A 26,186-nucleotide genomic window follows, 5' to 3' on the forward strand; every position below is an offset into this window, starting at 1 on the left:
CGCGATGCGCGTCCCGTGGGCCCACGCCGCCTGCGGGGCCCGCAGGCGGCGCCCGGTGCAGGCACCGCAGGCCGACAGGGCCACGGACCCGCCCCGCGCCGCGCCCCCTGGCTCGCCTCCCCCTCGCACTCCCCTCACCCCCGCCGCGCGCTACGACCGCCGCGCTCGGCGAGGCCACCCGACCGCGCCTCAGTGCTGTGACCGGCAAACTCGCCGGCCACCGCACTAGCCCCGGCCGCCGTTCCGATTCGCCTGCCTGGCGTCCACGGCGTGCAGCGCCTTGCGGGCCAGCGGGTACGTACGGATGAGCTCGGCCAGGGTCGTCGAGCCGCGCGTGATCCGGGCGAACGCCCGCCACGCCGGACGGAGGCCGGTGATCGCCGCGTGCAGCAGGCCAGGCCGCGCCTCGAAGAGGGAGAGCATCCGCTTGCCGACCTCCATCTCCACACCCAACCCGGCCTTCACCGCGAAGGCGTAGTTCAGGGCCTGACGGCGCGCGTCCACCGCGTCCTGCGCCTCGGAGATCTTCACCGCCCACTCCCCCGCCAGCCGGCCCGACCGCAGCGCGAACGAGATCCCCTCACGGGTCCACGGCTCCAGCAGGCCGGCCGCGTCGCCCGCCACCAGCACCCGGCCCCGCGAGAGCGGCGAATCGGGCTTGCGGCAGCGGGTCAGGTGCCCGGAGGAGACGGCCGGCTCGAAACCGGCGAGCCCGAGCCGGGCGATGAAGTCGTCGAGGTAGCGCTTGGTCGCGGCGCCCTCGCCCTTCGCCGAGATGACCCCGACGGTGAGGGTGTCTCCCTTGGGGAAGACCCAGCCGTAACTGCCGGGCATCGGGCCCCAGTCGATGAGCACCCGCCCCTTCCAGTCCTCCGCGACCGTCTCCGGTACCGGGATCTCCGCCTCCAGGCCGAGGTCCACCTGGTCCATCTCCACCCCGACGTGCGCGCCGATGCGGCTCGCACTGCCGTCCGCGCCGACCACCGCGCGGGCCAGGACCGTCTCGCCGTCCGCCAGCACGACGGCGACGGTCCGCCGGTCGGGCACGGCCGCACCGTGCTGTTCGACGCGGGTCACGGCGGTGCCCGTACGGACGGTCGCACCGGCCTTCTCGGCCTCCGCGACCAGACCGGCATCGAACTCCGGCCGGTTGATCAGGCCGAACAGCATCTGCTTCGAACGCCGCGTCCGCGTCAGCCTCCCGTCCAGCGAGAAGGTGACCGCGTGGATGCGGTCCTTGAGGGGCAGGGTGAAACCGGGCGGCAGGGCGTCCCGGGAGGGGCCGATGATGCCGCCGCCGCAGGTCTTGTAGCGGGGCAGCCGGGCCTTCTCCAGCAGCAGCACCCGCCGCCCCGCCGTCGCCGCCGCGTACGCGGCCGAGGCGCCGGCCGGTCCGGCCCCGACCACGACGACGTCCCACACCTCGCCCACTTCGCCGGTCCCTGCGGCCACCTCGTCCTGCGCACCCTGCGCGGCGTGTCCTGCGCTTGCGTCGCGTACGTCGTCGTCGCTGCTCACGTGTGCTGCTGCTCCTGATCACCCGGTTGCTCCGATGCCGGGGAAATCCTACGGCGAGTCTTCCCCTCGTCCCGCTGTGCGAGGATCGGGGATGTCTTTCGCCGTACCCGGCATACGCACACCACGCGGATGCGGGCGGCGTACAGATACAACAACGTCGCACCCAAGAGGAGCGTGCCCATGTCCCAGAATCCCATCGCCGAGACCATCGCCTCGCTGATGCCCCGCGCCAAGCGGGAGCTGACCGAGCTGGTGGCCTTCCAGTCGGTGGCGGACTGGGCGCAGTTCCCCAAGAGCGAGAGCGAGGGCGCCGCGAACTGGGTGGCCGACGCCCTGCGCGCCGAGGGCTTCCAGGACGTGGCACTGCTCGACACCCCCGACGGCACCCAGTCGGTGTACGGGTACCTGCCCGGCCCTGAGGGCGCGCCGACCGTACTGCTCTACGCGCACTACGACGTGCAGCCGCCGCTGGACGACGCCGCGTGGATCTCTCCGGCCTTCGAGCTGACCGAGCGCGACGGCCGCTGGTACGGGCGCGGTTCGGCCGACTGCAAGGGCGGGTTCATCATGCACCTGCTGGCACTGCGCGCGCTGAAGGCCAACGGCGGGGTGCCGGTGAGCGTGAAGGTGATCGTCGAGGGGTCCGAGGAGCAGGGCACCGGCGGTCTCCAGCAGTACGCCGAGGCGCACCCGGAGCTGCTGGCCGCCGACACCATCGTGATCGGCGACGCGGGCAACTTCCGCCTGGGCCTGCCCACGGTGACGGCCACGCTGCGCGGGATGACCCTGCTGAAGGTGAAGATCGAGACGCTGGGCGGCAACCTGCACTCCGGCATGTTCGGCGGCGCCGCCCCCGACGCGCTGGCCGCGCTGATCCGGCTCCTGGACTCGCTGCGCGCGGCGGACGGCTCGACGACGGTGGACGGGCTCGCCTCGGACGCGGTGTGGGAGGGCCTGCAGTACCCGGAGGCGGACTTCCGCGCCGACGCGAAGGTGCTGGGCGGTGTGGAGTTGATCGGCGAGGGCACGATCGCGGACCGGCTGTGGGCCCGCCCGGCGGTGACGGTGCTCGGGATCGACTGCCCGCCGGTGGTCGGCGCGACGCCGTCGGTGCACGCCGGCGCCGGGGCGCTGATCAGCCTGCGCGTGCCGCCGGGCGTGGACACCGCCGAGGCCATCAAGCTGCTGGAGGAGCACCTCGTGGCGCACACTCCGTGGAAGGCGCGGCTGGAGCTCGAAGTCGTCGGCCAGGGGCAGCCGTTCCAGGCGGACACCGGCAGCCCGGCGTACGCGTCGATGGCGGCGGCGATGCGGGTGGCGTACCCGGGCCAGGAAATGCAGGTCAGCGGTATGGGCGGGTCCATTCCGCTGTGCAACACGCTGACGTCGCTTTACCCCGCTGCGGAGATGCTGCTGATCGGCCTGAGCGAGCCGGAGGCGCAGATCCACGCGGTCAACGAGAGCGTGTCGCCGCAGGAGTTGGAGCGCCTGTCGGTGGCCGAGGCCCTGTTCCTCGTCAACTACGCGGAGTCCAAGCGCGGCTGACGGCCTACGGCGGACGGCAGAGGCACGCGGGTACGCCCGGGGCGCGGTCCGCTCCGGGCGTCCTTCGCCGTCCGCTCTGACGGTGGCCGCGGCCGCCGCCTCGCCGCGGCCCGGGGCCGGCCGGTCAGCCGACCGGGGTGCCTGCCTCCAGGTACAGCGGTCGGCCGCGCTCCCGGGCCCGCAGGGCCCCGCACAGCCGCTCGTACCGGTGCCGCGGCAGCAGGTCGGCGGCCTCGTCCTCGGTCACGAAGCGCCACGCCCGCAGCTCCGGGCCGGGCAGCCGGAGCCGGGCCGCCGTCGCGTCCGAGAGGCGGCCGCCGTCGAAGAGCAGGCGCAGACCGCCGTAGCCGGGCGGCTGCGGCGGCTCCCAGTCGATCACGAGCAGGCCGGGCGTCTCCTCCAGCACCAGACCCAGCTCCTCGGCGACCTCCCGGACGCCCGCCCGCGCGGGGGCCTCGCCCGCCTCGACGACCCCGCCCGGGAACTCCCAGCCGGCCTTGTACGTCGGATCCACCAGGAGCACCCGGTCCCGCTCGTCGAAGAGCAGCACCCCGGCCGCCACCGTCTCCCGCGTCGGCTCCGGGGTCTGCACGATGTCGCAGACCGGCGCGGACTCCGTGCGGACGGCCTCGGCGATCCGCTCGGCCGCCTCCCGGGCGGTCGGCACACCGTTGTCGATGACGTGCGCGTCCGCGCTGAGCCAGCCGAGCGCCTGCCGGTAGGCGGGAAGGTGGTCGTACGCCCACTGACGGACCCTCAGGTCCACCTCCCGCGCGGCGCCCGGCTCCTCCCGGGTGGCGATCCGCTCCCGAAGGATCGTTTCCGCCGGGGCGAGCAGCACGTGTCGTACGGCTATCCGCCGCGCCGCCAGCCCGCCGAAGATCTCGTCCCGGTACTCCTGCCTGAGCAGCGTCATCGGCACGACGAGCACCCCGCCCAGCTCAGCGAGCATCGCCGCCGCGGTGTCCACCACCAGCCGCCGCCAGCTCGGCAGGTCCTGGTAGTCGGAGACTTCCGCCAGCCTCTTGGGCGGTAGCAGCACGCGCAGCGCGTCTCCGACGAACTCCGGGTCGAACAGGGTGGCGTCGGGCAGGATCCCGGCCAGTTCGCGGGCCGTGCTGGTCTTCCCGGCACCGAATGCGCCGTTGATCCAGACAATCACGTCTACCCCTCTCCCCATGGCTCGTCCGGAGCCCCCAGTGGCCTGCCCGCCCCACCCTGCCACGGAAACCTCACTATCGGCCGAGTGCTTATCCTCGTGGTCAGAGCGTTGTCCGATACCGCCGGAGGTTTCCCCGCCGTGCCCCACAGCCGCCGCCCGTCCGAGCTTCGTTACGGCAACAGGCCGACCATGAAGGACGTGGCGTCCCGGGCCGGCGTGGGCCTCAAGACGGTGTCCCGGGTCGTCAACGGCGAGGCGGGGGTCACCGCTGACACCGAGAGGCGCGTCCAGGAGGCGATCGACGCCCTCGGCTTCCGCCGCAACGACAGCGCGCGCGTCCTGCGCAAGGGCCGTACCGCCACCGTGGGCCTGGTCCTGGAGGACCTCGCCGACCCCTTCTACGGTCCTTTGAACCGGGCGGTGGAGGAGGTGGCGCGGGCGCACGGAGCCCTGCTCATCAACGGTTCCAGCGCCGCGGACCCGGTACGGGAGCGGGAGTTGGCCCTCGCGCTGTGCGCCCGCCGGGTGGACGGGCTGATCGTGATCCCGGCCGGGGACGACCACCGGTACCTGGAGCCGGAGATCCGGGCCGGGGTCGCCACGGTGTTCGTGGACCGGCCGGCGGGCCGGATCGAGGCGGACGTCGTGCTGTCGGACAGCTTCGGCGGCGCCCGGGACGGGGTGGCCCACCTGATCGCGGCGGGCCACCGCCGGATCGGCTTCATCGGGGACCACCCGCACATCCACACGGCGACGGAGCGACTGCGCGGCTACCGCGCCGCGATGGCGGACGCGGGGCTTCCGGTGGCCGGATCCTGGCTCTCCCTCGGCTCCACCACGCCGGAACCGGTGACGGCAGCGGCGCACCGGATGCTGGCCGGCCCCGAACCGGTCACCGCCGTGTTCGCCGGCAACAACCGCGTGACGGTCACGCTGGTACGGGTGCTCGCCGACCGGGACCGCCCCTCGGCCCTGGTCGGCTTCGACGACTTCGAGCTGGCGGACCTGCTGCGCCCCGGCGTCACGGTCGTCGCCCAGGACGCCGCCGCGCTCGGCCGCGTGGCGACGAACCGCCTCTTCCAGCGCCTGGCGGGCGCCGACCTCACCCCGTCCCGCATCGAACTCCCGACCCGCCTCATCCCCCGCGGCTCGGGCGAACTCCCTCCCCCGGCCTGACCCTTCACCGGACCGGCTCCGCACGCCACCACCGGGGACGACGGGGTGTCGCGGTGCCGGGTGGTGGCGGGGGCGGGCGTGCAAGTGGCCCGGCCCCGGTGGTTCGGGGCCGGGCCACCCGGGTCGGTCGGGTCAGGCGCTCGCCGTCAGCGTCGCCGAGCGGCGCGGGATGGCGAAGGCGTCCAGCTCGGCGCGGGTCAGGCCGGTCAGGGCGGTGACCTCCTCGGCGCCGACCGCGCCGCAGTCGAGGCCGCGGACCAGGTAGCCGGCCAGGGCCTTCGCCGTGGCGGGCTCGTCCATGACGTCGCCCTCGATCTTGGCGACGTACGCCTTCAAGCGCGCGGCGGCGGTGGCGAGGCCCTCGCGGTAGAAGGTGAAGACGGCCGCGTAGCGGGTCGGCAGGTGCGCCGGGTGCATGTCCCAGCCCTGGTAGTACGCGCGGGCCAGGGCGCGGCGGGTGAGGCCGTAGTGCAGCTTCCAGGCCTCGTGGACGTGCTCGGTGGTGCCGATCGGCAGGACGTTGGTCGAGCCGTCGGACACGCGGACGCCGGTACCGGCGGCCGCGACCTGCATGATCGCCTTGGCATGGTCGGCGGCCGGGTGGTCGCTCGACTGGTAGGCCGCGGAGACGCCGACGCAGGCGCTGTAGTCGAAGGTGCCGTAGTGCAGGCCGGTGGCGCGGCCCTTGGCGGCCTCGATCATCCGGGCGACGGTGGCGGTGCCGTCGGAGGCCACGATGGACTGGCTGGTCTCGATCTGGATCTCGAAGCCGATCCGGCCGGGGCGCAGGCCGCGGGCCGTCTCGAAGGCCTCCAGCAGCTGGACGAAGGCGCTGACCTGCTCGGCGTAGGTGACCTTGGGCAGGGTGAGGACGAGGCCTTCGGGGAGGCCGCCGTGCTCCAGCAGCCCGGAGAGGAAGATGTCGGTGGTGCGGATGCCGCGGTCACGGACGTTGGACTCCATGCACTTCATGCGGATGCCCATGTACGGGGCGTTCGCGCCGTTGGAGAAGGCCTCGGAGACCAGGCGTGCGGCGCGGGCCGCTGCCTGGTCCTCCTCCTCGTCGGAACGGACGCCGAAGCCGTCCTCGAAGTCGACGCGGAGGTCCTCGACGGGCTCGCTCAGCAGCTTGGCGCGGACGCGGTCGTAGACCGGTACGGCCAGCTCGTCGGGGATGCCCAGTACCTCGGCGAACGTGGCGGCGTCAGGGGCGTGCTCGTCCAGGGCGGCGAGGGCCTGGTCGCCCCAGGAGCGGATGGTGTCCGCCGCGAAGACGTCACCGGGCACGTAGACGGTGTGGATGGGCTGACGGGTGCCGGGGTCGCCCGGGTAGTGCCGTGCGAGTTCCGCGTCCACCGGGGCCAGGGAGGCGCTGATGCCCTCGCTGACCGCGCCGGCGAGGCTCGTCGCCACCTTCTCCTGCTGACCCATCGCGCACTCTCCTCTTTTCCGCTTCACGGAAGCTTAGATCCGCATAGCAGAATTTAGCCACGCGGTTCCGCTCCGTCAATGGTCCCCCTGCCGCCCTGGACAAACGACTCGGGGCCGCGCGGTGAGAATCACCACACGGCCCCGGAGAAGCGAAGCTACGAAGAGAAGCGCAGGTCAGCCCTTGCGGGCCTGGATCTCTTCGGTCAGCTGCGGGACGACCGCGAAGAGGTCGCCGACCACGCCGTAGTCGACGAGGTCGAAGATCGGGGCCTCCGCGTCCTTGTTGATGGCCACGATGGTCTTCGAGGTCTGCATGCCGGCCCGGTGCTGGATCGCGCCCGAGATGCCGGAGGCGATGTACAGCTGCGGGGAGACCGACTTGCCGGTCTGGCCGACCTGGTTGGAGTGCGGGTACCAGCCGGCGTCCACGGCGGCGCGGGAGGCGCCGACGGCCGCGCCGAGGGAGTCCGCGAGCGACTCGATCACGTGGAAGTTCTCGGCGCCGTTGACGCCGCGGCCGCCGGAGACCACGATCGCGGCCTCGGTCAGCTCGGGGCGGCCGGTGGACTCGCGCGGGGTGCGGCCGGTGACCTTGGTCCCGGTGGCCAGCGCGCCGAAGGTGACGGCGAGCGCCTCGACCGCGCCGGCGGCCGGAGCGGCCTCGACCGGGGCCGAGTTCGGCTTCACGGTGATGACCGGGGTGCCCTTGGAGACGCGGGACTTGGTGGTGAACGACGCGGCGAAGGCGGCCTGCGTGGCGACCGGGCCCTCGTCACCCGCCTCCAGGTCAATGGCGTCGGTGATGATGCCGGAGCCGATGCGGACGGCCAGGCGGGCCGCGATCTCCTTGCCCTCGGCGGAGGACGGGACGAGCACGGCGGCCAGGGAGCCCGCGGCGGACGCGGCCTCGTAGGCGGCCTGGAGCGCGTCGACCTTGGGTACGACGAGGTACTCGGTGAACTCGGGGGCGTCGGCGGTGAGGACCTTGACCGCGCCGTGCTCGGCGAGCACCGCGGCGGTGGCGTCGGCGCCGGCGCCCAGGGCGACGGCGACGGGCTCGCCGAGGCGGCGGGCCAGCGTCAGCAGCTCAAGGGTGGGCTTGCGGACGGCGCCGTCCACGTGGTCGACGTAGACGAGAACTTCAGCCATGGGACTGCTCTCCTGCGATTGCGAAGTGTCTGGGGGCTATGGAGGGTTGGCCGAGGCTCAGATGAACTTCTGGCCGGCCAGGAACTCGGCCAGCTGCTTGCCGCCCTCGCCCTCGTCCTTGACGATCGTGCCGGCGGTGCGCGCCGGACGCTGCGCCGCGGAGTCGACCGCGGTCCAGGAGCCTTCCAGACCGACCTCGTCGGCCTCGATCTCCAGCTCCTCCAGGTCCCAGGACTCCACCGGCTTCTTCTTGGCGGCCATGATGCCCTTGAAGGACGGGTAGCGGGCCTCGCCCGACTGGTCCGTCACCGAGACGAGCGCCGGGAGGGAGGCCTCCAGCTGCTCGCTGGCGGTGTCGCCGTCACGGCGGCCGGTCACGGTGCCGTCCTCGACCTTGACCTCGGAGAGCAGGGTGACCTGCGGGACGCCGAGGCGCTCGGCCAGGATCGCCGGGAGGACGCCCATGGTGCCGTCGGTCGAGGCCATGCCGGTGATGACCAGGTCGTAGCCGGCCTTCTCGATGGCCTTGGCGAGCACCAGCGAGGTGCCCATGACGTCGCTGCCGTGCAGGTCGTCGTCCTCGACGTGGATCGCCTTGTCGGCGCCCATGGACAGCGCCTTGCGGAGCGCGTCCTTGGCGTCCTCGGGGCCCACCGTCAGAACGGTGATCTCGGCATCGTCGGCCTCGTCGGCGATCTGCAGCGCCTGCTCGACGGCGTACTCGTCGAGCTCCGACAGCAGGCCGTCGACGTCGTCACGGTTGACGGTCAAGTCCTCGGTGAACTGCCGGTCGCCGGTGGCGTCGGGCACGTACTTCACACAGACAACGATCCTCAGGCTCACGCCGGCTCTCCTACCGCATCGTCTTTTCTGGTACCGCCTTGTGCAGGCAGCATAGGCGCCTTGTCGGGCGGATCCCGGTCGGGGCGGCCCGCGCTCCGAAGGGAATGTTACTCGTCAGTACACCGTGGGTCCCACCAAGAGGCAAGGCCGGTGAACTGTGATCTGTCCAACGCCGCCCGGCACGCCCCAACAGGGACGATTCAGTCGCGCAGCGCGTTGAAGCGACCCTGGTGGTACAGCAGGGGACGGCCTTCCCCGGCCGGGTTCCCGGCGACCGCCTCCGCGATCACCACCCGGTGCGCCCCGGCCGGCACCCGAGCCACCACCCGGCACACCAGCCACGCCAGTACGCCGCCCAGTACCGGCACCCCGTACGGTCCGGCGGTCCACCCGGTGGCCGGGCCGAAGCGGTCGGCTCCGCTACGGGCGAACAAGCCGGCGAGCTCCCGCTGGTGCTCGCCCAGTATGTGGACGCCGAGGTACTCGCGGTCGCGCACGGCGGGCCAGGTGGAGGCCCCCGTGCCGATGGTGAAGGACAGCAGCGGCGGATCGGCGGAGACGGAGTTGAGGGAGGTCGCGGTGAAGCCCACCGGCTGCCCGCCCTCCTCGGCGGTGATCACCGCGACGCCGGCGGCGTGCTGCCGGAAGACGGAGCGCAGGAGGTCGGGCGAGCCGGGCAGGCCGGCGTCGGGGCGGGGGGACGGAGCGGTCGGGGCCGTCATGGGGGATCTTCCTTCTGCCACGGGAACGCGGTCGCTGTCGATGTCCGGGTCGGGGACGTTCAGTGACCCGGACAGCGCGCGCCGGCGTGGCGGACGAGGTCCACGTGGACTCGTCCGTAGAGCAGGAGTTCATGCCGCATACCGCCAGCCTGGCGATCTCCCGTGTACACAGTCAAGCGGGAACGGGCAGATGTCAGGCGCGTCACGCTGCGTGCGGGCACGCGCACCGGCGCGTCCGGACCCGGTACCCGGGCCGTCCGGCGGGTCACACGGCGGCGCCCAGGGCCGCGATCACGTCCGCCTTGCGGGGCAGGCCGGCCGCCCGGCGGACGATCCTTCCCGCCGAGTCCAGGACGAGCACGGTCGGGGTCTTCTCGATCGCCAGGGCCCGCATCAGGTCGAGCCGGTGCTCGGCGTCGATCTCGATGTGCGCGACCCCCTCGACCATCGCCGCGACCTCGGAGAGGATCCGCCGGGTGGCCCGGCAGGGCTGGCAGAACGCGCTGGAGAACTGCACCAGGGTGGCCCGCTCCCCCGGCCGGGCGCTTAGTTCCGCGGCTCCCAGCCGCGGCCGTCCGCCGCGCTGCACGCTGCCGTCCCCGCTGCCGTCCCCGCTGCCGTGCGCGAGGCCGTCGCCGCCGTGGGCGCTGCCGCCGTGGGCGCTGCCGCCGTGGCCGCCCGGCCCGGCGCTCCGGCCGTCGACCTGTCCGCCCCGTCCGTCCTGCCCGCGCACGCGCACTCCCGTCACCGCCATCGCCTCGATGCCCGTCATCCTCGTACGCTCATCAGTTGATCGGAGCGCCCGCGACCCCCTCCGCATTCCCGGCGTGACGAGAATCTCTCCTGGTACGGGCGTCTGGACTGGTCACCGGCTCCCGTTTGGGGCACGATCCCCATGGCCGCGTACCTACGCTGCCGTAACTTCCGGCCGGGAGCACCTCCCAAGGCAGAAAGCGGGGTCTCCGCACCATGGCTGAGCTCATCTACCCTCCGGTGATCGGCGCCGCGCACACGCTGTTCCGGGCACTGGACATCCGCATCGACATGGAGGGCACCGAGAACATCCCGCGCCAGGGCGGCGCCGTCCTGGTGTCGAACCACATCGGCTACCTCGACTTCATCTTCGCCGGACTGACCGCCCGGCCGCAGAAGCGCCTGGTGCGCTTCATGGCGAAGGAGTCGGTGTTCCGGCACAAGGTGTCCGGTCCGCTGATGCGCGCCATGAAGCACATCCCGGTGGACCGCGAGCAGGGCGAGTCGGCGTACCAGCACGCCCTCCAGTCCCTGCGCTCCGGCGAGATCATCGGCGTGTTCCCGGAGGCCACGATCTCCCAGTCCTTCACCCTCAAGAGCTTCAAGTCCGGCGCTGCGCGCATGGCTCAGGACGCCGGGGTTCCGCTGATCCCGGTGGCGCTGTGGGGCACGCAGCGCCTGTGGACCAAGGGCCGCCCGAAGAACCTCAAGCGCAGCCACATCCCCGTGACGATGCGCGTCGGCGAGCCGATGGACGCCCCGGCGGACCAGTACGCGGGTGCCATCACGCGCCGCCTGCGCGAGCGCGTGCAGGAACTGCTGGACGCGGCGCAGCGCGCCTACCCGGGCAAGCCGGCGGGTACGGACGACTCGTGGTGGCTGCCCGCGCACCTGGGCGGCACCGCTCCGACCGCGGAGCAGGTGCGCGAAGCGGGCTGATCCGCCCACGGTCGTACGCGGCCCCGCCACGGACGAGCCGTGACGGGGCCGCGCCCCGCCGGAGCACAAGAAAGCCTCCGACCGTGAATCAACAGATTCACGGTCGGAGGCACATCCGTGCAGATGGCGGCTCGTGGCCCCTGGGGCTAGCGCGCCAGCTCTTCCTTCAACGCCTGCAGGAAGCCGTCCACGTCCTCCTCCTGGGTGTCGTAGCCGCACATCCAGCGGACGTCGCCGGCGACCTCGTCCCAGAAGTAGAAGCGGTAGCGTTTCTGCAGCCGCCGCGAGACCTCTTGCGGCAGCCGCGCGAACACGGCGTTCGCCTGCACCGGGTAGAGGATCTCCACGCCGTCGGTCGCGCGCACACCTGCCGCGAGCCGCTGCGCCATCGCGTTGGCGTGGCGGGCGTTGCGCAGCCACAGGTCCTTGGCGAGCAGCGCCTCCAGCTGCACCGACACGAACCGCATCTTGGACGCCAGCTGCATCGACATCTTGCGGATGTGCTTCATCTGCCGGACCGCGTCCGGGTCGAGCACGACCACGGCCTCGCCGAACATCATGCCGTTCTTGGTGCCGCCGTACGACAGCACGTCCACGCCGACGGTGTTGGTGAACGTCCGCATCGGCACGTCGAGCGAGGCCGCGGCGTTGGCTATCCGGGCCCCGTCCAGGTGGACCTTCATGCCCTTGCCGTGGGCGTGCTCGCAGATGGCCCGGATCTCGTCCGGGGTGTAGACCGTGCCGAGCTCGGTGTTCTGGGTGATCGAGACGACCTGCGGCATCGCCCGGTGCTCGTCCTCCCAGCCCCAGGCCTCCTGGTCGATCAGCTCGGGGGTGAGCTTCCCGTCCGGGGTGGGGACGGCGAGCAGCTTCAGGCCCGCCATCCGCTCGGGCGCGCCGCCCTCGTCGACGTTGATGTGCGCCGACTTGGCGCAGATCACGGCGCCCCAGCGGTCGGTCATGGCCTGGAGGGCCGTGACGTTGGCACCGGTGCCGTTGAAGACCGGGAAGGCTTCCGCGTACGGGCCGAAGTGGCTGCGGATGATCTTCTGCAGGTGTTCGGTGTACTCGTCCTCGCCGTACGCGACCTGGTGGCCGCCGTTGGCGAGTGCGATGGCCTCCAGGACCTCCGGGTGCACCCCGGCGTAGTTGTCGCTGGCGAAACCGCGCACCGCCGGATCGTGGTGGCGGCGGGCATCGGTCCTCACGGTTGCGGAGTGAGCCACAGACGCTGTCCGTTCACATCGATTGCGGGCCGCTCCCAGACTCCGGCGATGGCCTCGGCCAGCTCCTTGACGTCGGTGAAGCCCGCGAACTTCGCATTGGGACGCTCCGCGCGCATCGCGTCGTGCACCAGTGCCTTGATGACCAGGATCGCAGCCGCCGCCCCCGGACCGTCCTCGCCCCCCGCCTTGCGGAAGGAGTCGGCCATGGCGAGGGTCCAGGCCTCGGCCGCCGCCTTGCCCGCGTTGTAGGCGGCGTTGTTGGCGACCGGCTTGTGCGCGCCGGACTGGCTGACCAGGACGTAGCGGCCCCGGTCGCTGCGCAGCAGGCCGTCGTGGAAGGCCATCGAGGTGTGCTGGACGGTGCGGATGAGGAGCTTCTCCAGGAAGGCCCAGTCCGCGAGGTCCGACTCGGTGAAGGAGTTGGCGCCGCGCCAGCCGCCCACGAGGTGGACGAGCCCGTCCACGCGGCCGAACTCCTTCTCGGTCCGCTCGGCCCAGGCCCTGGTGGCGTCCAGGTCGAGCAGGTCGACGGTGTCACCGGTGACGGTGGCGCCGCCGTGGGCGTAGCGCGCCGCGTCCACGGCTTCGGCGAGCCGCGCCGGATCGGCGTCGGACGCGATGACGACGGCTCCCGCCTCGGCGAGGCGGAGCAGGGTGGCGCGGCCGGCGGGCCCGCCGGCCCCCGCCACGGCCACCACCGCTCCGTGGAGCCTTCCGTTGCCGTTCCCCGTGCCGTTCATCTGTGCAGCCTCCTGTGGACGAGCGCTCACGCGGCGACTCGCTCGGCGTGTTCCGCGTTCAGGGCGGTGATGCCCTTCGTGGAGGCGATCACACCCTTGAGCTTCTTGGCGAGGGCCTCATAGAACATGCTGAGCGGAAACTCGTCGGGAAGCACGTCGTCCACGAGCTTGCGCGGCGGCTGCGTCGTGTCGAGGGCGTCGGGGCCCTTGGCCCACTTGGAGCCCGGGTGCGGGGCGAGGTACGTGGAGACGAGCTCGTAGGCCTTGAACCAGTGGACGAGCTTCGGGCGGTCGATGCCTGCCCGGTAGAGCTCCTCGATCTCGGCGCACAGCTGGTTGGTGACCTGCGGGGCGCGCATCCAGTCGATCTTCAGCTTGTTGTCCGTCCAGCGCACCACGTCGTGCTTGTGGAGGTAGGCGAAGAGCAGCTGGCCGCCGAGCCCGTCGTAGTTGCGGTTGCGGTCGCCGGAGACCGGGAAGCGGAACATCCGGTCGAAGAGGACGGCGTACTGGACGTCGCGGCCGTGCTCGTTGCCCTCGGACTCCAGCTTCACGGCCTCCTTGAAGGCGGTGAGGTCGCAGCGCAGCTCCTCCAGGCCGTACATCCAGAACGGCTGGCGCTGCTTGATCATGAAGGGGTCGAACGGCAGGTCGCCGTGGCTGTGGGTGCGGTCGTGGACCATGTCCCACAGGACGAAGGCCTTCTCGCAGCGCTCCTGGTCCTCGACCATGCGGGCGATGTCCTCGGGCAGCTCGATGCCCAGGATGTCGACGGCCGCCTCGGTGACCTTGCGGTAGCGGGCCGCCTCGCGGTCGCAGAAGATGCCGCCCCAGGTGAACCGCTCGGGGGCCTCGCGCACGGCGATGGTCTCCGGGAAGAGGACGGCGGAGTTGGTGTCGTAGCCCGGGGTGAAGTCCTCGAAGGTGATGCCGAGGAAGAGCGGGTTGTCGTACCGGGTGCGCTCCAGTTCGGCGAGCCACTCGGGCCACACCATCTTGAGCACGACCGCTTCGAGATTGCGGTCCGGGTTGCCGTTCTGCGTGTACATGGGGAAGACCACGAGGTGCTGGAGCCCGTCCTGGCGCTCGGCGGCCGGCTGGAAGGCCAGCAGCGAGTCGAGGAAGTCCGGGACCCGGAAGTCGTCCGCGGCCCACTTGCGCAGGTCGGCGACGAGCGCCTGGTGGTACGCGGTGGCGTGCGGGAGCAGCGGCGAGAGCGTCTCGACGGCGCCGATGACGCGCTCGACGGCGGCCTGGACGGTGGCGCGGCCGTGCGCCCCTTCGGCCTCGAAGTCGATGGAGCCGTCCTTGCCCTGCCAGGGGCGGATCTCCTCCACGGCGGCCTTGAGCTCGGGCCATGCGGGGTGGTCTACCACCCTCGCCCCAGCGGTTATCACGGCACCGCCGGCACCCGGCACAAGAGTTTCCGTCATGTCACTTCCTCCACAGGAGAATCTCACGTCGCCACAGACTAAGCAGACGAGGCTCTCCCACTCAAGTGGGGAGGCGGGAAATTATCCTGCGTCACCCCCTGATTCACCGGAAGTCTTCCCGTTCGACAGCGTGGAATGGATGGCTCCGCCCAGGCGCGCCATGGCTTCGGCGGCCTGCGGGAGTACGTGGGCCAGCGCGTGGAAGCCGTGGAACATCCCGGGGTGCTCGTCGAGGGTCGACGCGACGCCGCTCCGGCGCAGGCGGTGGTGGTGGGCCACGCCCTCGTCCCGCAGCGGGTCGCAGCCGGCGACCACGAGGTGCGCCGGCGGGAGCCCGGCCGGGTCGGCGAGCGCGGGCGAGGCGAGCGGGTGCCGGGCGTCGCCGTCCGGTCCGAGGTACTGCTCCCAGAACCAGCGCATGTGCGCGGCGGTCAGGAAGCAGCCCTGCGCGCGGGTGCGGTACGACGCGCTGCCTTGGGTCGCGTCCAGCGCGGGACAGATCAGCACCTGGAGCGCGACGCCCGGACCGCCGCGCTCGCGGGCCAGCAGCGCCGAGGCGGCGGCGAGGTTCCCACCCGCGCTGTCGCCCGCCACCACCAGGGCACCCGGGGCGCCACCGAGCTCCCCGAGGTGCCCGGCCGCCCAGCACAGGGCGGCGTACGCGTCCTCGGCGGCGGCGGGGAAGCGGTGCTCGGGGGCCCGCCGGTAGTCCACCGAGACGACGGCGGCGCCCGAGGCGCGGCAGATGTTCCGGGCGGTGGCGTCGTGGGTGTCGAGGTCGCACAGCACGAAACCGCCGCCGTGGCAGAACACCGCGGTGGGGCGCGGCCCCGGCCACCGCGCGGGGTCGGGGAGGTAGACCCGTACGGGGAGCGGCGGGGCCCCCGGCGGGCCGGGGACCACCCGGTCCTCGACGGCACCGACCCGCGGCGGGCGCGCCGGCCGGCGGGACGCGGCCGCCAGGATCCGGCGGGCCTCGGCGGCGTCGGTGACCGCCCCGCCGACGTCGGGGAAGCCGGCGGCGAGCATGTCGACGCAGGGCCGGGCCGCGGCGTCGAGCCGCCCGGCCGCCCCCTTTCGCGGCGCGGTGGAACCCCCGGGGCGGCCGGGTGCGGGGGCGTGGTCGGCGGGGCTCACGCGGTCCGGTCCGGACGGTCGGCCGGGCATTCGGGGCCGGGGCGGTCGGCCAGGTTTTCGAGGTCCGGGCGGTCGGCGGGGCGCCGGGGGGCCGATCGCCCGCCCCGGAAGTGCGGGATGACCTTCTCGCCCCACTGCCGCAGGGTTTCCAGGCAGGCCTCCTGCTCCACCGTGCCCATCTGGACCAGGCACATCACCTCGTCGGCACCGGCCGCCCGCAGCCGCTCCACGTAGGCGATCGCGTCGTCGGCGCTGCCGTAGGCGTGGTCCGCGTGGAAGGTGGCCGTGGAGGTCGGCCGGACCGGGATGTCCAGCTCGTGCAGGCGGGCCACCACCTGCTCGGCGGCCTCACGCATCCGCGCCTCCTCGTCGGCCCCCGGGACCACGGCCTCGTCCGGGAGCCCCGTACCGCCGTAGTAGTGGCCGATGGACTGGGCGAAGAACCGCTGCCCCCGGACGCCGATCCGCCGGGCCTCCCCCCGGTCGTCGAGCACGATCGTCGGGCAGAGCACCGAGAAGTGGTCGTTGACCGCGGTGGACACGAACCGGCCGCCGTCCCGGCCGGCGATCGCCGCGTCGTACACGGCGCGCATCCGCGCGATCGACTCCGGACCGGCGAAGCCCATGACCAGCGCCCCGATGCCCAGCTCGGCCGCCTGCACCAGGGTCTCGTCCCGGCTGCACGCCAGGAACAGCGGTGGATGCGGGGTCTGCCGGGGCCTGGGCAGGATCGGGTGCGGGTCGATGTCGATGAGCTCGCCGTGGTACTCCAGCTCCTCCTCCTGCCAGGCCCTGCCGATGACGCGCAGGGCCTCCTCCACTTCCGCGGTCGTGCGGTCCTTGTCCACCCCGCACAGGGAGGTCTCCCGCTCGGTGCCCCCGCGCCCGGCCCCGAGGTCCAGCCGGCCGCCGGAGAGCAGGTCGAGCATCGCCGCCCGCTCCGCGACGCGGACCGGGTGGTTGAAGTTGAAGGGCATGCACACGACCCCGTGGCCGATGCGGATGGTGCTGGTCCTGGCCGCGACGAAGCTGAGGAAGACCTCGGGCGCGCTCATGTGGGCATACCACTTCAGCGAGTGGTGTTCCACGGCCCAGATCCGGTCGAATCCCATCCGCTCGGCCAGTACGGCCTGTTCGACGCAGTCGCGGATGACCTGGTGCTCCCGCTCGACCGTCGGATCGGCGAGCTGTGCTTCGAAGATCACGGAGAATTCCATGGCGCCTCCAGAGGTCGCGTCCCGTGCCCGGCGGTACTTCTTTTCGAAATATGACTAGTAGTCATATTGAGTCGAAGAAGCAAGAGCGCGGGCCCGGGTCGCCGGCGGTCGGCACGGCGCGCCACGGCGGAACCGGCGCCTGTGCGCGCCCTGTTGGCGACCCCGACGAGGAGGGGCGGCCGCCCGGGAAGCGGCGCGTCAAGCCGGTGGAGACGCGCCCACGCCCGGGTGACACGGCGTCGGCCCGCCTCCGGCACGCGACGGCCCGGAGCCCTGGCGTGAAGCGGTACCCACGCCTTTGCGGGCCCTCGCACGGCCGGTCCCATCGCAGTCCCCGCGCATTAGCATGCGACCTCATCCTCATCGCGCGCGGCCGGTCGGGACACCGCGACCGCGCGGACAGCCGCCGTCGACGGAAGCGAGAGAACCTTGACTTTCCTCACCATCGGTCACCGCGGGGTCATGGGTGTCGAACCGGAGAACACCCTGCGGTCGTACCTGCGAGCGGAACGTTCCGGCATGGACGTCATCGCGCTCGACCTCCGGCTGAGCAAGGACGGCGTCCTCGTCGCCCTGCACGACCCCGAGGTGGACCGGACCACCGACGGTTCCGGGGCCGTCGCCGACCTGACGCTCGCCGAGCTGCGCGAGCTGGACGCCGGCGGGGGTGAGCGCGTACCGCTCTTCGAAGAGGCCCTGGACGCGGTCCGGACCCCATTCCAGGCGAGGGTGGGGGACCACGCCGCCGCCGAGGTGCTCGCGGAGCTGGTCCTGCGCCGCGACCTGGCCTCCCGCGTGGAGGTGGCCTCCTTCCACGACGCGGTCCTGGCCGGGGCCGCCCGCACCGTGCCGGGCCTGCGCACCACCCTCTACGCGAGCCCGCACGGCGCCGACATCGTGGACCGGGCGCTGGCCGCCGGCGCCGCCGCGGTCGCCCTGGACATCCGGCGCCTGACCCTGGAGACGGTGGAGGCCGCGCACGCGGCCGGGCTGCGGGTGACGGGCTGGACGGTCAACACCCTGGACCAGCTGCGCCTCGCGAGGGCGCTCGGGCTTGACGGCGCCGTCACGGACTTCCCCGAGATCCGCAGCACCGGCCGCTTCACCGCGTGAGGGGGCGACCGGGCGGCGCCGCGGCCGGGGTCTGCGGGGCCGCAGGCGCCGCCGGCCGGGTCAGAGGGACTTGACCAGCAGTTCGAAGGCCAGGTCGTCGCGGAGCGGGAGGCCGAAGCGCTCGTCGCCGTAGGGGAAGGGGCTCAGCTCGCCCGTGCGCCGGTAGCCGCGGCGCACGTAGTAGCCGATGAGCTCCTCCCGGACGTTGATGACCGTCATCCGCATCTCCGCGGCGTCCCAGGTCTCGCGGGCCCGGCGCTCGGCCTCGGCCAGGATCTCCTTGCCGAGGCCGGCGCCCTGGAGTCCGGGGCGGACGGCGAACATGCCGAAGTAGACGTATTCGCCCCGATGTTCGAGCTGGCAGCAGGCGACGATCCCGCCCTCGCGCTCGACGACGAGCAGGATGCTGTCCGAGGACTCGACGATCCCGCGGACGGCCTCCTCGTCGGTGCGCTGCCCGTCCAGGTAGTCCGCCTCCGTGGTCCAGCCGGCCCGGCTGGCATCGCCCCGGTACGCGGACTCGACGAGCGCCACCAGCTCGGCCACGTCCGCCTCGACGGCACTGCGGAAGCTCAGGGCGGTGGGGTTGGCGGTCGACATCGGGGGCTCCGTTCTGGGTGGTGGCATATGACATGCCGGGCACGGCAAGGAGAGCCTAACCCGGGGCGGCGTGGGGGCGGCCGGGGCCGGGCATCTCTTCCCGTGACACCGAAGGACCGGGAGGCTCCGCCGTGCACGGTTCCGCCACGTCCCTGCCCGCCGCCGTCTCCGCGTGGCTGCTCGTCGTGCTGTGCGCGGCGAGCGGCGCGTACTGCCTGGCACGGGCGGGCAGAGCCGGCGGGGCCGCGCGCGGCGCGGCGGTCGGCGAGGCCGTGATGGGCTTCGGGATGGCATGGATGGCGGCGCCCGCCGGGGTCGGGTCCTGGGTGCCGCCGGTGCTGCTGGCCGTCTTCTGCGGGGCGGCGGCGCACGCGCTGTGGCTGCTGCGGGGCGGGGCGCACCACGCGCACCACCTGGTCGGTTCGCTGGCGATGGCGTACATGGCCCTGGCCATGACGAGGGCACCCGTGTCGATTCCGGCGGGCGGCGGGCACGGGGGCGGCGGGCCGGGCTCCGGGCTGCCCCTGGTGACCGGCGCCCTGCTCCTGTACTTCGCGGGGTACGTGCTGCTCGGCGGGGCCCGGCTGGTGGCGACGGGCGCGCCCCCGGGCGGCGCCGCGGCGTCCGTCGCCCTCTCCGGAGGAAGCGCGGCGGGGCCGGCCCCGCGGCCGGCCGAGTTGACCCGGGCCTGCCGACTCGCCATGGGCATAGGGATGTTGGCCATGCTCCTCACGATGTGAGGCCTTTGGGAAACGTGTCCTGCGTCACCAATGCTCCCGGGCCGTACCCGCAGGTAGCTCCTCGCTCATAGGCTGGCGCCATGATGGTCCCCGCCGCTCTGCTGCTGCTCGGCGTCCTGACCGCGCTGCTCGCCCCCCGCTTGCTGGCCCGGGCCCGCTGGCCCGACCGCGAACCCGTCGTCGCCCTGTGGGTGTGGCAATGCGTGGTGGGCGCGGTGCTGCTGTGCTTCGGACTGTCGATGCTGCTGAGCGCGGCGGCCGCCTGGCAGGCCGTCCGCGGCCGCCTCTTCGCCGCCGCCCCGCACGGCGTGGTCGACGCCTACGCCCTGGGCGCGTCCGGCGGGCCCTGGGCGGCCTTCACCGCCCTCGCCCTGGCGGGCGGCGCCCTGTGGACCGGGGCCATGCTGACCCGGGAAGTGCTGCGGGCCCGTGCGGACCGGCGCGCGCGGGGCACCGAGCTGCTCGTACGGGCCCCGCTGCTGCCCGGCGAGGACCCGGCCGGCGCACGGCTCGTCGTACTGGAGGGCCCGCGGCCGGACGCCTGGTGGCTGTCGGGCGCGGCGCCGCAGCTGGTGGTCACCACGGCGGCACTGGGCCGCCTGAAAGGCAGTCAGCTGGATGCCGTACTGGCCCACGAGCAGAGCCACGCGGCGGCCCGGCACGACTGGCTGCTGCACTGCTCGCGGGCGCTGTCGCGCGGATTCCCGCAGGTGCCGGTCTTCGCGGCGTTCGAGTCGGAGATGCACCGGCTGGTGGAGCTCGCCGCCGACGACGCGGCCTCCCGGCGGTACGGGCGGCTGACGGTCGCGCTGGCCCTGGTCGGCCTCAACGAGGACCGGGGTGCGTTCGGACCGTCCGCGGCCCCGCAGACCCACGTCTCGCACCGGGTGCGCAGGCTGCTGTCGGCGGCGCCGCGCCTGTCCGCCGTCCGCCGGCTCCGACTGACGGCGCTGGCGACCCTCGTGCCCGCGGTTCCGCTGCTGGTGGCCGTCGTACCGGGGCTCAGCGCGCTGGCATAGCGCGGGTCCCGGCACGGATCGACGGGCGGCCGGTGCAAGGATCGGCCGTATGCGCAGTGATGGGTTTCGGTGGATCGGCATCGGCGGCGCCGCGGGCGCGGCCGTCCTGACGGCACTGGTGGTCGCGCGATGGCAGCCGCTGGTGTCCCTCGACGAGTCGGTCGCCCGGGGCCTGCACGGACACGCCGTGGCCCATCCCGGAGTCACCCAGTCCATGCGGATCCTCAGCGACTGGGTGTGGGACCCGTGGACCATGCGGCTGCTGGCCGCCGCCGCCTGCGGCGTGCTGTGGTGGCGGGGGGACCGGGGGCGCGCGGTGCGGGTGGCGGTGGCCACCGCGGCCGCGGCTCTGGTGCAGCAGGGACTGAAGGCGCTTGTGGGTCGGGAGCGCCCGGTGTGGCCGGATCCGGTGGATTCGGCGCACTACTCCGCCTATCCGTCCGGCCATGCGATGACCGCGACGGTGGTGTGCGGGCTGCTGGTATGGCTGCTCCCCGGGCGGACGCGGCAGACCCGGCGGACCCGGCGCCGGACCGTGTGGACCGCCGGGGCCGTCGCCGCGGTCTCGGTGCTCGGGGTCGGCTTCACCCGGCTCCACCTCGGCGTGCACTGGGCGTCGGACGTGCTCGGCGGCTGGCTCCTGGGCGCGGCGGTGGTGGTGCTCGCGACGGCGGGATCCGGCCGGACCCGCGCCCCGCGGAGCCGGCGCCCTCCCGGCGGCGCATCGGCGACCGGAGACGAATGAGCGGGCCTGCCCTGGGCGATCCCCCGTGTCACCCAGAGCAGGCTACCCGTGCGCTGAGTATATTGGCTCCGAGCCAGTCAACGCAGGAGTAAGCATGTCCCCGCGCAGCGCATCGGTCAATGAAGAATTGCGCAGACGTTCCCGGGAGCGGCTGCTCCAGGCCACGGTCGAACTCGTCGCCGAGCGGGGTTACGAGGCCACGACGCTCGGCGACATCGCCGACCGGGCGGGGGCGGCACGTGGCCTGGTGTCGTACTACTTCCCGGGCAAACGGCAGTTGCTGCAGTCCGCCGTGCACCGGCTGATGCACCTCACCCTGCAGGCGGCGCTGGAGCGGGAGCCCCGGCCCGCCGGTGAGCAGGAGGGCCGCGAGCTCCTCGCGCGGGCCGTCGACGCGATCCTCGGCCTGGCCCGGGACCAGCCCCGGCTGATGCGGACGCACATGGCGGGCATCCTGCAGGCCGAGGGTTTCATCCAGTGCCCGGAGCAGCAGCGGCTCGCGGAACTGCTGCGGGACACGGTGGTCCGGTACGGGTCGGCGGACGTGGACACCGACTACCCGCTGCTGCGCGCCCTGTTGATGGGTGCGGTGGTGGCGGTCCTGCTGCCGGGCGCGCCGATGCCGGCGGCCCGGCTGCGGGCCGAGCTGTTCCAGCGCTACGGGCTGGACTGGGAGCTGGGCGTCCCGCCGGACGGCGGACCGCCCGGCGCGGCGTTCCCCGCGCGCGCCGGACGCTGACCGCCGGGCGCCGGACGCGCCGCGCGTCCGGGCCGGGCGGCCGCGCGTCCGGGCCCGGGATCAGTGGTACTCGGGCTGGGTCTGCACGTTGAGCCGGTCCATCCGGACCCACTTGGCGCTCTCCGTGCGCCAGTCGTCGAGCCGCAGCACGTCGAGACCCTTGGTGATGTCGTTCGAGTAGATGTGCCCGTTGTAGTAGTACGCCGACCAGGACCCGCCGAGTCCGAGCTGGTCCGAGACCGGGCCGCGCTCGAAGTAGCCGATCTCCCGCGGCCGGTCGGAGTCGGTGAACTCCCAGACCGAGATGCCGCCCTGGTACCAGGCCTGCACCATGATGTCGCGACCGCCGCCGACCGGGACCAGCGAGCCGTTGTGGGCCACGCAGTTCTCGCTGTCGGCCTGGTGGCGGGGGATCTTGAAGTAGCTGCGGAAGGCGAGCTTGCGCTGGTCCCCGCGGCCGGTGATGTCGTAGATCCCGTCGGCGCCCCGCTCGGGGCCGGTGGCCTCGTTGCAGGTGGCGCCGCCGCCGCCGCCGAGCTCGTCGGTGAACACGACCTTGTCGGCGCGTTCGTTGAAGGTCGCCGAGTGCCAGAACGCGAAGTTCTTGTTGTCCTGGACCCGGTCGATGACGCGCGGCTGCTCGGGCCTGCTGATGTCGAAGAGGATGCCGTCGCCCATGCAGGCGCCGGCGGCCAGGTTCTTGGACGGCAGCACCGTGATGTCGTGGCAGCCGGTGGTCTTGGAGACGCCCGGGTTGGTGGGCGCGCCCGGGTTGCCGCCGTCCGGGAAGAGGATCGGGAAGGCGACGACCGCGGCGTCCGTCGGATTCTTCTTCGGGACCTTCACCACCGAGATGCCGTCGTGCGGCGGCCGGCAGTCCGGGAAGGCCTCGTTCGGGGAGTAGGAGGCGACGTAGACGTAGATGTCGCGGCCGTCCGGCACCAGCGTGTGGGTGTGGGAGCCGCAGGCGGTCTCGACGGACTTGATGTACTTGGGGTTCTTCTTGTCCTTGATGTCGAAGATCTTGATGCCCTCCCACGAGGACTTCTCCGTGGCGGGCTGCGAGACGCTGGTGCAGGAGTCGTCGCTGCGCGAGGAGTCGGTGGAGAGGAAGAGCAGGTCCCCGAGGACGGAGATGTCGTTCTGACCGCCGGGGCAGAGCACCTCGGTGACGGTCTTCGGTGCCTTCGGATTGCCGATGTCGTAGATCGTGAAGCCGTTGTAACTGCCCGCGTAGGCGTACCTGCCCTGGAACGCGAGGTCGGAGTTGATGACGGCGGGGTTGGTGCTGGGGATGTTGGCAAGGGGCTTGATGTTCCGGCTGTGGACGATCTCGTCCCGGCCGGGTATCTCACCGGTGGCGAGCTCCCTGCCCTCGACGAGCCCCGCGCTGTGCCGGTTGGCGTCGCCGGGTGTTAAGTCGCCCGGGTCCGGGCTGGCGGCCGCGGGTCCGGCCGCGAAGAGCGTGGCGAGGAGACCGGCGGCGGCCGCGGCCGCTCCCAGAGTCCGCCTCCGCGCTCTCCTGCTGTGCAACGAGGTCACTGTGCCTCCCATGGGAGTCCGATCGGTTCCGCTCGGGATGGGAACGGAACCCGGACCCCGGCAGTATCTTCCCTTCCATGGACATGGCAAAAGACCCCCGTGGGCGCAAGGTCTTACGGATCCGGCTCGGCCGGGCCGCCGCGGCGGCCGCGGTCGCCGGCCTCCTGTGCGCGCTCGCCGGCTGCGAGGACGACGAGGCCGCGGACCGGGCCGGGGACGGCCGGGCCGTGGTGGTCGCACCCGGGAAGCCGGGCGAGAAGGCCCGCACGCTGACCCCCGAACAGGCCGCCCGGGAACAGCCCGACGACAGCCCCAACGCCGCCGACCGGGCGTACGTCACGGGCATGATCGCGCACCACCGGCAGGCGCTGACGATGACCTCTCTCGCTCCTTCCCGGGCCTCGGCGGACGGCGTCAAACGGCTCGCGGACCGCATCGCGGCCGCCCAACAGCCGGAAATCGGTTCGATGGAGCGGTGGTTGGCCCGCCATCCGGCGCCCTCGGCGGGCGCGGGCGGGCACGACCACGGCGCGAGCGCCGGAACCGGCGGCGGCTCCGGCGGCCACGACCACGCCTCGATGCCGGGCATGGCGACGGAGCAGCAGCTCAAGGAGTTGGAGGCGGCCCGGGGCGCCGACTTCGACCGGCTCTTCCTGAGGCTGATGACCGCCCACCACGAGGGCGCGCTGAAGATGGCGGGCGAGGCACTGACCGGTGGCAACAACGTGGCCGTCGAGGAACTGGCCAACGACGTGATCGCCACCCAGACCGCCGAGATCCACCGGATGCGCGCGATGGGCTGACGGCGGGGTGCCCCGGTGTCATGCTGGGAGCACCTGCGGGAGGAGCTCCGTTGTGCTTCGTATCGCCGTCGTCGGATCGGGCCCCAGCGGGGTCTACGCGGCCCAGACACTGACCCAGCAGCGCGAGGTGCCGGGGGTGCGGGTGGACGTGCTGGACCGGCTGCCGGCCCCGTACGGTCTCGTGCGGTACGGAGTTGCGCCCGACCACGAGAAGATCAAGTCACTGCAGGGCAGTCTGCGGACCGTGCTGGAGGACGAGCGGATCCGCTTCCTCGGCAACGTCGAGGTCGGTGGGGACCTGCTGCCCGCGGCGCGACTGCTGGACCTTTACCACGCGGTCGTGTATTGCGTGGGCGCGGCGCGGGACCGGATGCTGGGCATCCCCGGCGAGGAGCTGGCCGGGGTGCACTCGGCCACGGCCTTCGTGTCCTGGTACAGCGGGCACCCGGACGCCTCGGCCGAGGCCTTCGACCTCGCCGGGGTGGAATCCGCGGTGGTGATCGGGGCGGGCAACGTCGCGGTGGACGTGACGCGGATCCTGGCGCGGGGCGCGGCCGAACTGGCGCCGACCGACATGCCGCAGCCGGCGCTCGGGGCGCTCTCGGGCAGCGGGGTGCGCCGGGTGGCCATGGTGGCCCGGCGCGGCCCCTCGCAGGCCAAGTTCACCACCAAGGAACTGCGGGAGCTGGGCACGCTGCCGGAGGTGGACGCGCTGGTGGAGCCCGCCGAGCCGGCTTTCGACCCGACGTACGCCGATCCGGGCGCCGCCGCCGCGCTGCCCGCGGCGGCGCGGCGGAACCTGGAGGTGCTGCGCGGGTGGGCCGAACGGGGCCCGACCGGCGCGCCGCGCCGCGTCACCCTGCGGTTCTACCTGCGTCCGGTGGAGGTGCTGGGCGGGCCCGACGGGCGGGTCACCGGCATGCGCTTCGAGCGGACCGCGCCGGACGGCCGGGGCGGCGTGGCGGGCACCGGCGTGTACGAGGACATCGGCACGCAGCTGGTGCTGCGCTCCGTGGGGTACCGGGGCGTACCGCTGGCCGGGCTGCCGTTCGACGAGCGGACGGGTACGGTCCCGCACGCGGCGGGCCGGGTGCTGCGGGCGGGCCGCGCCTCGGTCGGCGAGTACGTGGCGGGCTGGATCAAGCGCGGCCCGACGGGTGTGATCGGCACGAACCGGCCCTGCGCCAAGGAGACCGCGTCCTCGCTGCTCCAGGACGCGGGGGCGCTGGCGCGGCGCGAACTGCCCGGGGACCCGCTGGACGCGCTGTACGCGGCGGGGCTCCGGCCGGTCCGGTGGCCGGGCTGGCTGGCCATCGAGACGGCGGAGGCGGATCTGGGGCACTCGCTGGGGCGCCGTTCGGTGAAGATCCCCGACTGGGACGGCCTGCTGGGCGCGGCCGGTCCGTACTAGGCCTGCCCTGCCCGGGCCGGGACCGGGGCCGGGGTCAGACGGGCGGACTCGGCCGCTGCGGCCGTCAGGACGGCGTCGAGGAGGCCCGGGAAGAGGTCCTCCAGCTCCGCCCGGCGCAGGGCGTTGAGCTTGGTCGTGCCCCGGTAGGCCTGGCGGACGACGCCGCTCTCGCGCAGGACGCGGAAGTGGTGGGTGGACGTCGACTTGGTGACCGGCAGGGCGAAGTGCGAGCAGGCCAGCTCCGCGTCCGTGGCGGCGAGGTCGCGCACAATGGACAGCCGTACCGGGTCGGAGAGGGCGTCGAGCACGTGCTCCAAGCGGATCGCGCCCGGTTCCGGGTGGGTGAGGGCGCGGGCCCCTTCACGTTCCGTCATGTCCTGCTCCGCTCGCTCGGTTCGCTCCGGTCCCGGTCCTGGTCGTGGCCCCATCGTACGAGAGTCGTCGTAGGAGTCGTAGGACTTACGGGCGGTACGGAAGGTGCGG

At 73.0% G+C, this 26,186-nt stretch carries 25 protein-coding genes; 10 read left to right on the plus strand and 15 right to left on the minus strand.

Annotated elements, in window-relative coordinates; genetic code table 11:
* Nucleotides 1-225: 225 nt before the first annotated feature.
* On the minus strand, nt 226-1,452 hold the full coding sequence (locus ACWFQ8_RS06230) for a geranylgeranyl reductase family protein (protein ID WP_453785151.1): 1,227 nt from the start codon (nt 1,450-1,452) through the stop codon (nt 226-228).
* 246 nt (nt 1,453-1,698) lie between these two features.
* Here ACWFQ8_RS06230 and ACWFQ8_RS06235 point away from each other — a divergent pair, with 246 nt between their 5' ends.
* On the plus strand, nt 1,699-3,063 hold the full coding sequence (locus ACWFQ8_RS06235) for a M20/M25/M40 family metallo-hydrolase (protein ID WP_453785017.1): 1,365 nt from the start codon (nt 1,699-1,701) through the stop codon (nt 3,061-3,063).
* Nucleotides 3,064-3,187: 124 nt separating this feature from the next.
* Here the strand turns inward: ACWFQ8_RS06235 and ACWFQ8_RS06240 are convergent, their stop codons facing one another.
* A complete protein-coding gene (locus tag ACWFQ8_RS06240; protein WP_453785018.1) occupies nt 3,188-4,243 on the minus strand; it encodes an NUDIX domain-containing protein in 1,056 nt (351 codons plus the stop codon).
* A gap of 171 nt (nt 4,244-4,414) precedes the next feature.
* Here ACWFQ8_RS06240 and ACWFQ8_RS06245 point away from each other — a divergent pair, with 171 nt between their 5' ends.
* A complete protein-coding gene (locus ACWFQ8_RS06245) occupies nt 4,415-5,401 on the plus strand; it encodes a LacI family DNA-binding transcriptional regulator (protein ID WP_453785152.1) in 987 nt (328 codons plus the stop codon).
* Between the two features lie 132 nt (nt 5,402-5,533).
* Here ACWFQ8_RS06245 and ACWFQ8_RS06250 read toward each other — a convergent pair whose 3' ends face one another.
* The 5 genes from ACWFQ8_RS06250 to ACWFQ8_RS06270 form a co-directional block, all read right to left on the minus strand.
* Nucleotides 5,534-6,832, minus strand: a complete 1,299-nt coding sequence (locus ACWFQ8_RS06250; RefSeq protein WP_453785019.1) for a DUF6986 family protein — start codon at nt 6,830-6,832, stop codon at nt 5,534-5,536.
* A gap of 174 nt (nt 6,833-7,006) precedes the next feature.
* Complete coding sequence (locus ACWFQ8_RS06255; RefSeq protein ID WP_453785020.1) at nt 7,007-7,981, minus strand: electron transfer flavoprotein subunit alpha/FixB family protein; 975 nt, start codon at nt 7,979-7,981, stop codon at nt 7,007-7,009.
* A gap of 57 nt (nt 7,982-8,038) precedes the next feature.
* Complete coding sequence (locus ACWFQ8_RS06260) at nt 8,039-8,824, minus strand: electron transfer flavoprotein subunit beta/FixA family protein (RefSeq protein WP_453785021.1); 786 nt, start codon at nt 8,822-8,824, stop codon at nt 8,039-8,041.
* 200 nt (nt 8,825-9,024) lie between these two features.
* Nucleotides 9,025-9,546: a flavin reductase family protein gene (locus tag ACWFQ8_RS06265; RefSeq protein ID WP_453785022.1), complete on the minus strand. Its 522-nt coding sequence runs from the start codon at nt 9,544-9,546 to the stop codon at nt 9,025-9,027.
* Between the two features lie 265 nt (nt 9,547-9,811).
* Nucleotides 9,812-10,135: a TlpA family protein disulfide reductase gene (locus tag ACWFQ8_RS06270; protein ID WP_453785153.1), complete on the minus strand. Its 324-nt coding sequence runs from the start codon at nt 10,133-10,135 to the stop codon at nt 9,812-9,814.
* A gap of 380 nt (nt 10,136-10,515) precedes the next feature.
* On the opposite strand from ACWFQ8_RS06270, the gene ACWFQ8_RS06275 reads away from it, so the two are divergent.
* Complete coding sequence (locus ACWFQ8_RS06275) at nt 10,516-11,238, plus strand: lysophospholipid acyltransferase family protein (protein WP_453785023.1); 723 nt, start codon at nt 10,516-10,518, stop codon at nt 11,236-11,238.
* Nucleotides 11,239-11,384: 146 nt separating this feature from the next.
* Here the strand turns inward: ACWFQ8_RS06275 and ACWFQ8_RS06280 are convergent, their stop codons facing one another.
* The 5 genes from ACWFQ8_RS06280 to ACWFQ8_RS06300 form a co-directional block, all read right to left on the minus strand.
* Nucleotides 11,385-12,446, minus strand: coding sequence for a threonine aldolase family protein (locus ACWFQ8_RS06280; RefSeq protein ID WP_453785024.1), 1,062 nt, complete (start codon nt 12,444-12,446; stop codon nt 11,385-11,387).
* Nucleotides 12,443-13,204 carry an SDR family NAD(P)-dependent oxidoreductase gene (locus ACWFQ8_RS06285; protein ID WP_453785025.1) on the minus strand — a complete coding sequence of 254 codons (762 nt, stop codon included), beginning with the start codon at nt 13,202-13,204 and terminating at the stop codon, nt 12,443-12,445. The genes ACWFQ8_RS06280 and ACWFQ8_RS06285 overlap by 4 nt, the downstream gene beginning before the upstream one ends.
* A gap of 26 nt (nt 13,205-13,230) precedes the next feature.
* Nucleotides 13,231-14,637: a DUF6421 family protein gene (locus tag ACWFQ8_RS06290; RefSeq protein ID WP_453785026.1), complete on the minus strand. Its 1,407-nt coding sequence runs from the start codon at nt 14,635-14,637 to the stop codon at nt 13,231-13,233.
* Nucleotides 14,638-14,718: 81 nt separating this feature from the next.
* On the minus strand, nt 14,719-15,774 hold the full coding sequence (locus ACWFQ8_RS06295) for an alpha/beta hydrolase (protein ID WP_453785027.1): 1,056 nt from the start codon (nt 15,772-15,774) through the stop codon (nt 14,719-14,721).
* Nucleotides 15,771-16,991 carry an LLM class flavin-dependent oxidoreductase gene (locus tag ACWFQ8_RS06300; RefSeq protein WP_453785028.1) on the minus strand — a complete coding sequence of 407 codons (1,221 nt, stop codon included), beginning with the start codon at nt 16,989-16,991 and terminating at the stop codon, nt 15,771-15,773. The genes ACWFQ8_RS06295 and ACWFQ8_RS06300 overlap by 4 nt, the downstream gene beginning before the upstream one ends.
* Nucleotides 16,992-17,420: 429 nt before the next feature.
* Between ACWFQ8_RS06300 and ACWFQ8_RS06305 the strand changes: the two genes are divergently transcribed.
* Nucleotides 17,421-18,104 carry a glycerophosphodiester phosphodiesterase gene (locus tag ACWFQ8_RS06305; RefSeq protein ID WP_453785029.1) on the plus strand — a complete coding sequence of 228 codons (684 nt, stop codon included), beginning with the start codon at nt 17,421-17,423 and terminating at the stop codon, nt 18,102-18,104.
* A gap of 60 nt (nt 18,105-18,164) precedes the next feature.
* Here ACWFQ8_RS06305 and ACWFQ8_RS06310 read toward each other — a convergent pair whose 3' ends face one another.
* The gene (locus ACWFQ8_RS06310; RefSeq protein ID WP_453785030.1) at nt 18,165-18,704 is read right to left on the minus strand and encodes a GNAT family N-acetyltransferase; all 540 of its coding nucleotides are present in this window, start codon (nt 18,702-18,704) and stop codon (nt 18,165-18,167) included.
* A gap of 131 nt (nt 18,705-18,835) precedes the next feature.
* On the opposite strand from ACWFQ8_RS06310, the gene ACWFQ8_RS06315 reads away from it, so the two are divergent.
* The 4 genes from ACWFQ8_RS06315 to ACWFQ8_RS06330 all read left to right on the plus strand — a co-directional run bounded on the left by ACWFQ8_RS06315 (nt 18,836) and on the right by ACWFQ8_RS06330 (nt 21,947).
* Nucleotides 18,836-19,444 carry a DUF5134 domain-containing protein gene (locus tag ACWFQ8_RS06315; RefSeq protein ID WP_453785031.1) on the plus strand — a complete coding sequence of 203 codons (609 nt, stop codon included), beginning with the start codon at nt 18,836-18,838 and terminating at the stop codon, nt 19,442-19,444.
* Between the two features lie 80 nt (nt 19,445-19,524).
* Nucleotides 19,525-20,463 (plus strand): M56 family metallopeptidase, encoded by a 939-nt coding sequence (locus ACWFQ8_RS06320; protein ID WP_453785032.1) that lies wholly within the window; start codon nt 19,525-19,527, stop codon nt 20,461-20,463.
* A 49-nt stretch (nt 20,464-20,512) separates the two neighbouring features.
* Nucleotides 20,513-21,208 carry a phosphatase PAP2 family protein gene (locus ACWFQ8_RS06325; protein WP_453785033.1) on the plus strand — a complete coding sequence of 232 codons (696 nt, stop codon included), beginning with the start codon at nt 20,513-20,515 and terminating at the stop codon, nt 21,206-21,208.
* Nucleotides 21,209-21,302: 94 nt separating this feature from the next.
* Complete coding sequence (locus tag ACWFQ8_RS06330; RefSeq protein WP_453785034.1) at nt 21,303-21,947, plus strand: TetR/AcrR family transcriptional regulator; 645 nt, start codon at nt 21,303-21,305, stop codon at nt 21,945-21,947.
* A 60-nt stretch (nt 21,948-22,007) separates the two neighbouring features.
* On the opposite strand, the gene ACWFQ8_RS06335 is transcribed toward ACWFQ8_RS06330, so the two are convergent.
* Nucleotides 22,008-23,489, minus strand: a complete 1,482-nt coding sequence (locus ACWFQ8_RS06335) for an LVIVD repeat-containing protein (protein WP_453785035.1) — start codon at nt 23,487-23,489, stop codon at nt 22,008-22,010.
* A gap of 83 nt (nt 23,490-23,572) precedes the next feature.
* Between ACWFQ8_RS06335 and ACWFQ8_RS06340 the strand changes: the two genes are divergently transcribed.
* Both ACWFQ8_RS06340 and ACWFQ8_RS06345 read left to right on the plus strand, forming a co-directional pair.
* Entirely contained in the window at nt 23,573-24,292 is a 720-nt protein-coding gene (locus ACWFQ8_RS06340; RefSeq protein ID WP_453785154.1) for a DUF305 domain-containing protein, read from the plus strand.
* Between the two features lie 52 nt (nt 24,293-24,344).
* A complete protein-coding gene (locus ACWFQ8_RS06345) occupies nt 24,345-25,703 on the plus strand; it encodes an FAD-dependent oxidoreductase (RefSeq protein ID WP_453785036.1) in 1,359 nt (452 codons plus the stop codon).
* Here ACWFQ8_RS06345 and ACWFQ8_RS06350 read toward each other — a convergent pair.
* Nucleotides 25,700-26,077: an ArsR/SmtB family transcription factor gene (locus ACWFQ8_RS06350; RefSeq protein WP_453785037.1), complete on the minus strand. Its 378-nt coding sequence runs from the start codon at nt 26,075-26,077 to the stop codon at nt 25,700-25,702. The two genes, ACWFQ8_RS06345 and ACWFQ8_RS06350, sit on opposite strands and share 4 nt — an antisense overlap.
* Between the last annotated feature and the right edge of the window lie 109 nt (nt 26,078-26,186).

It is taken from the genome of Streptomyces sp. NPDC055254 (genome assembly GCF_053606025.1).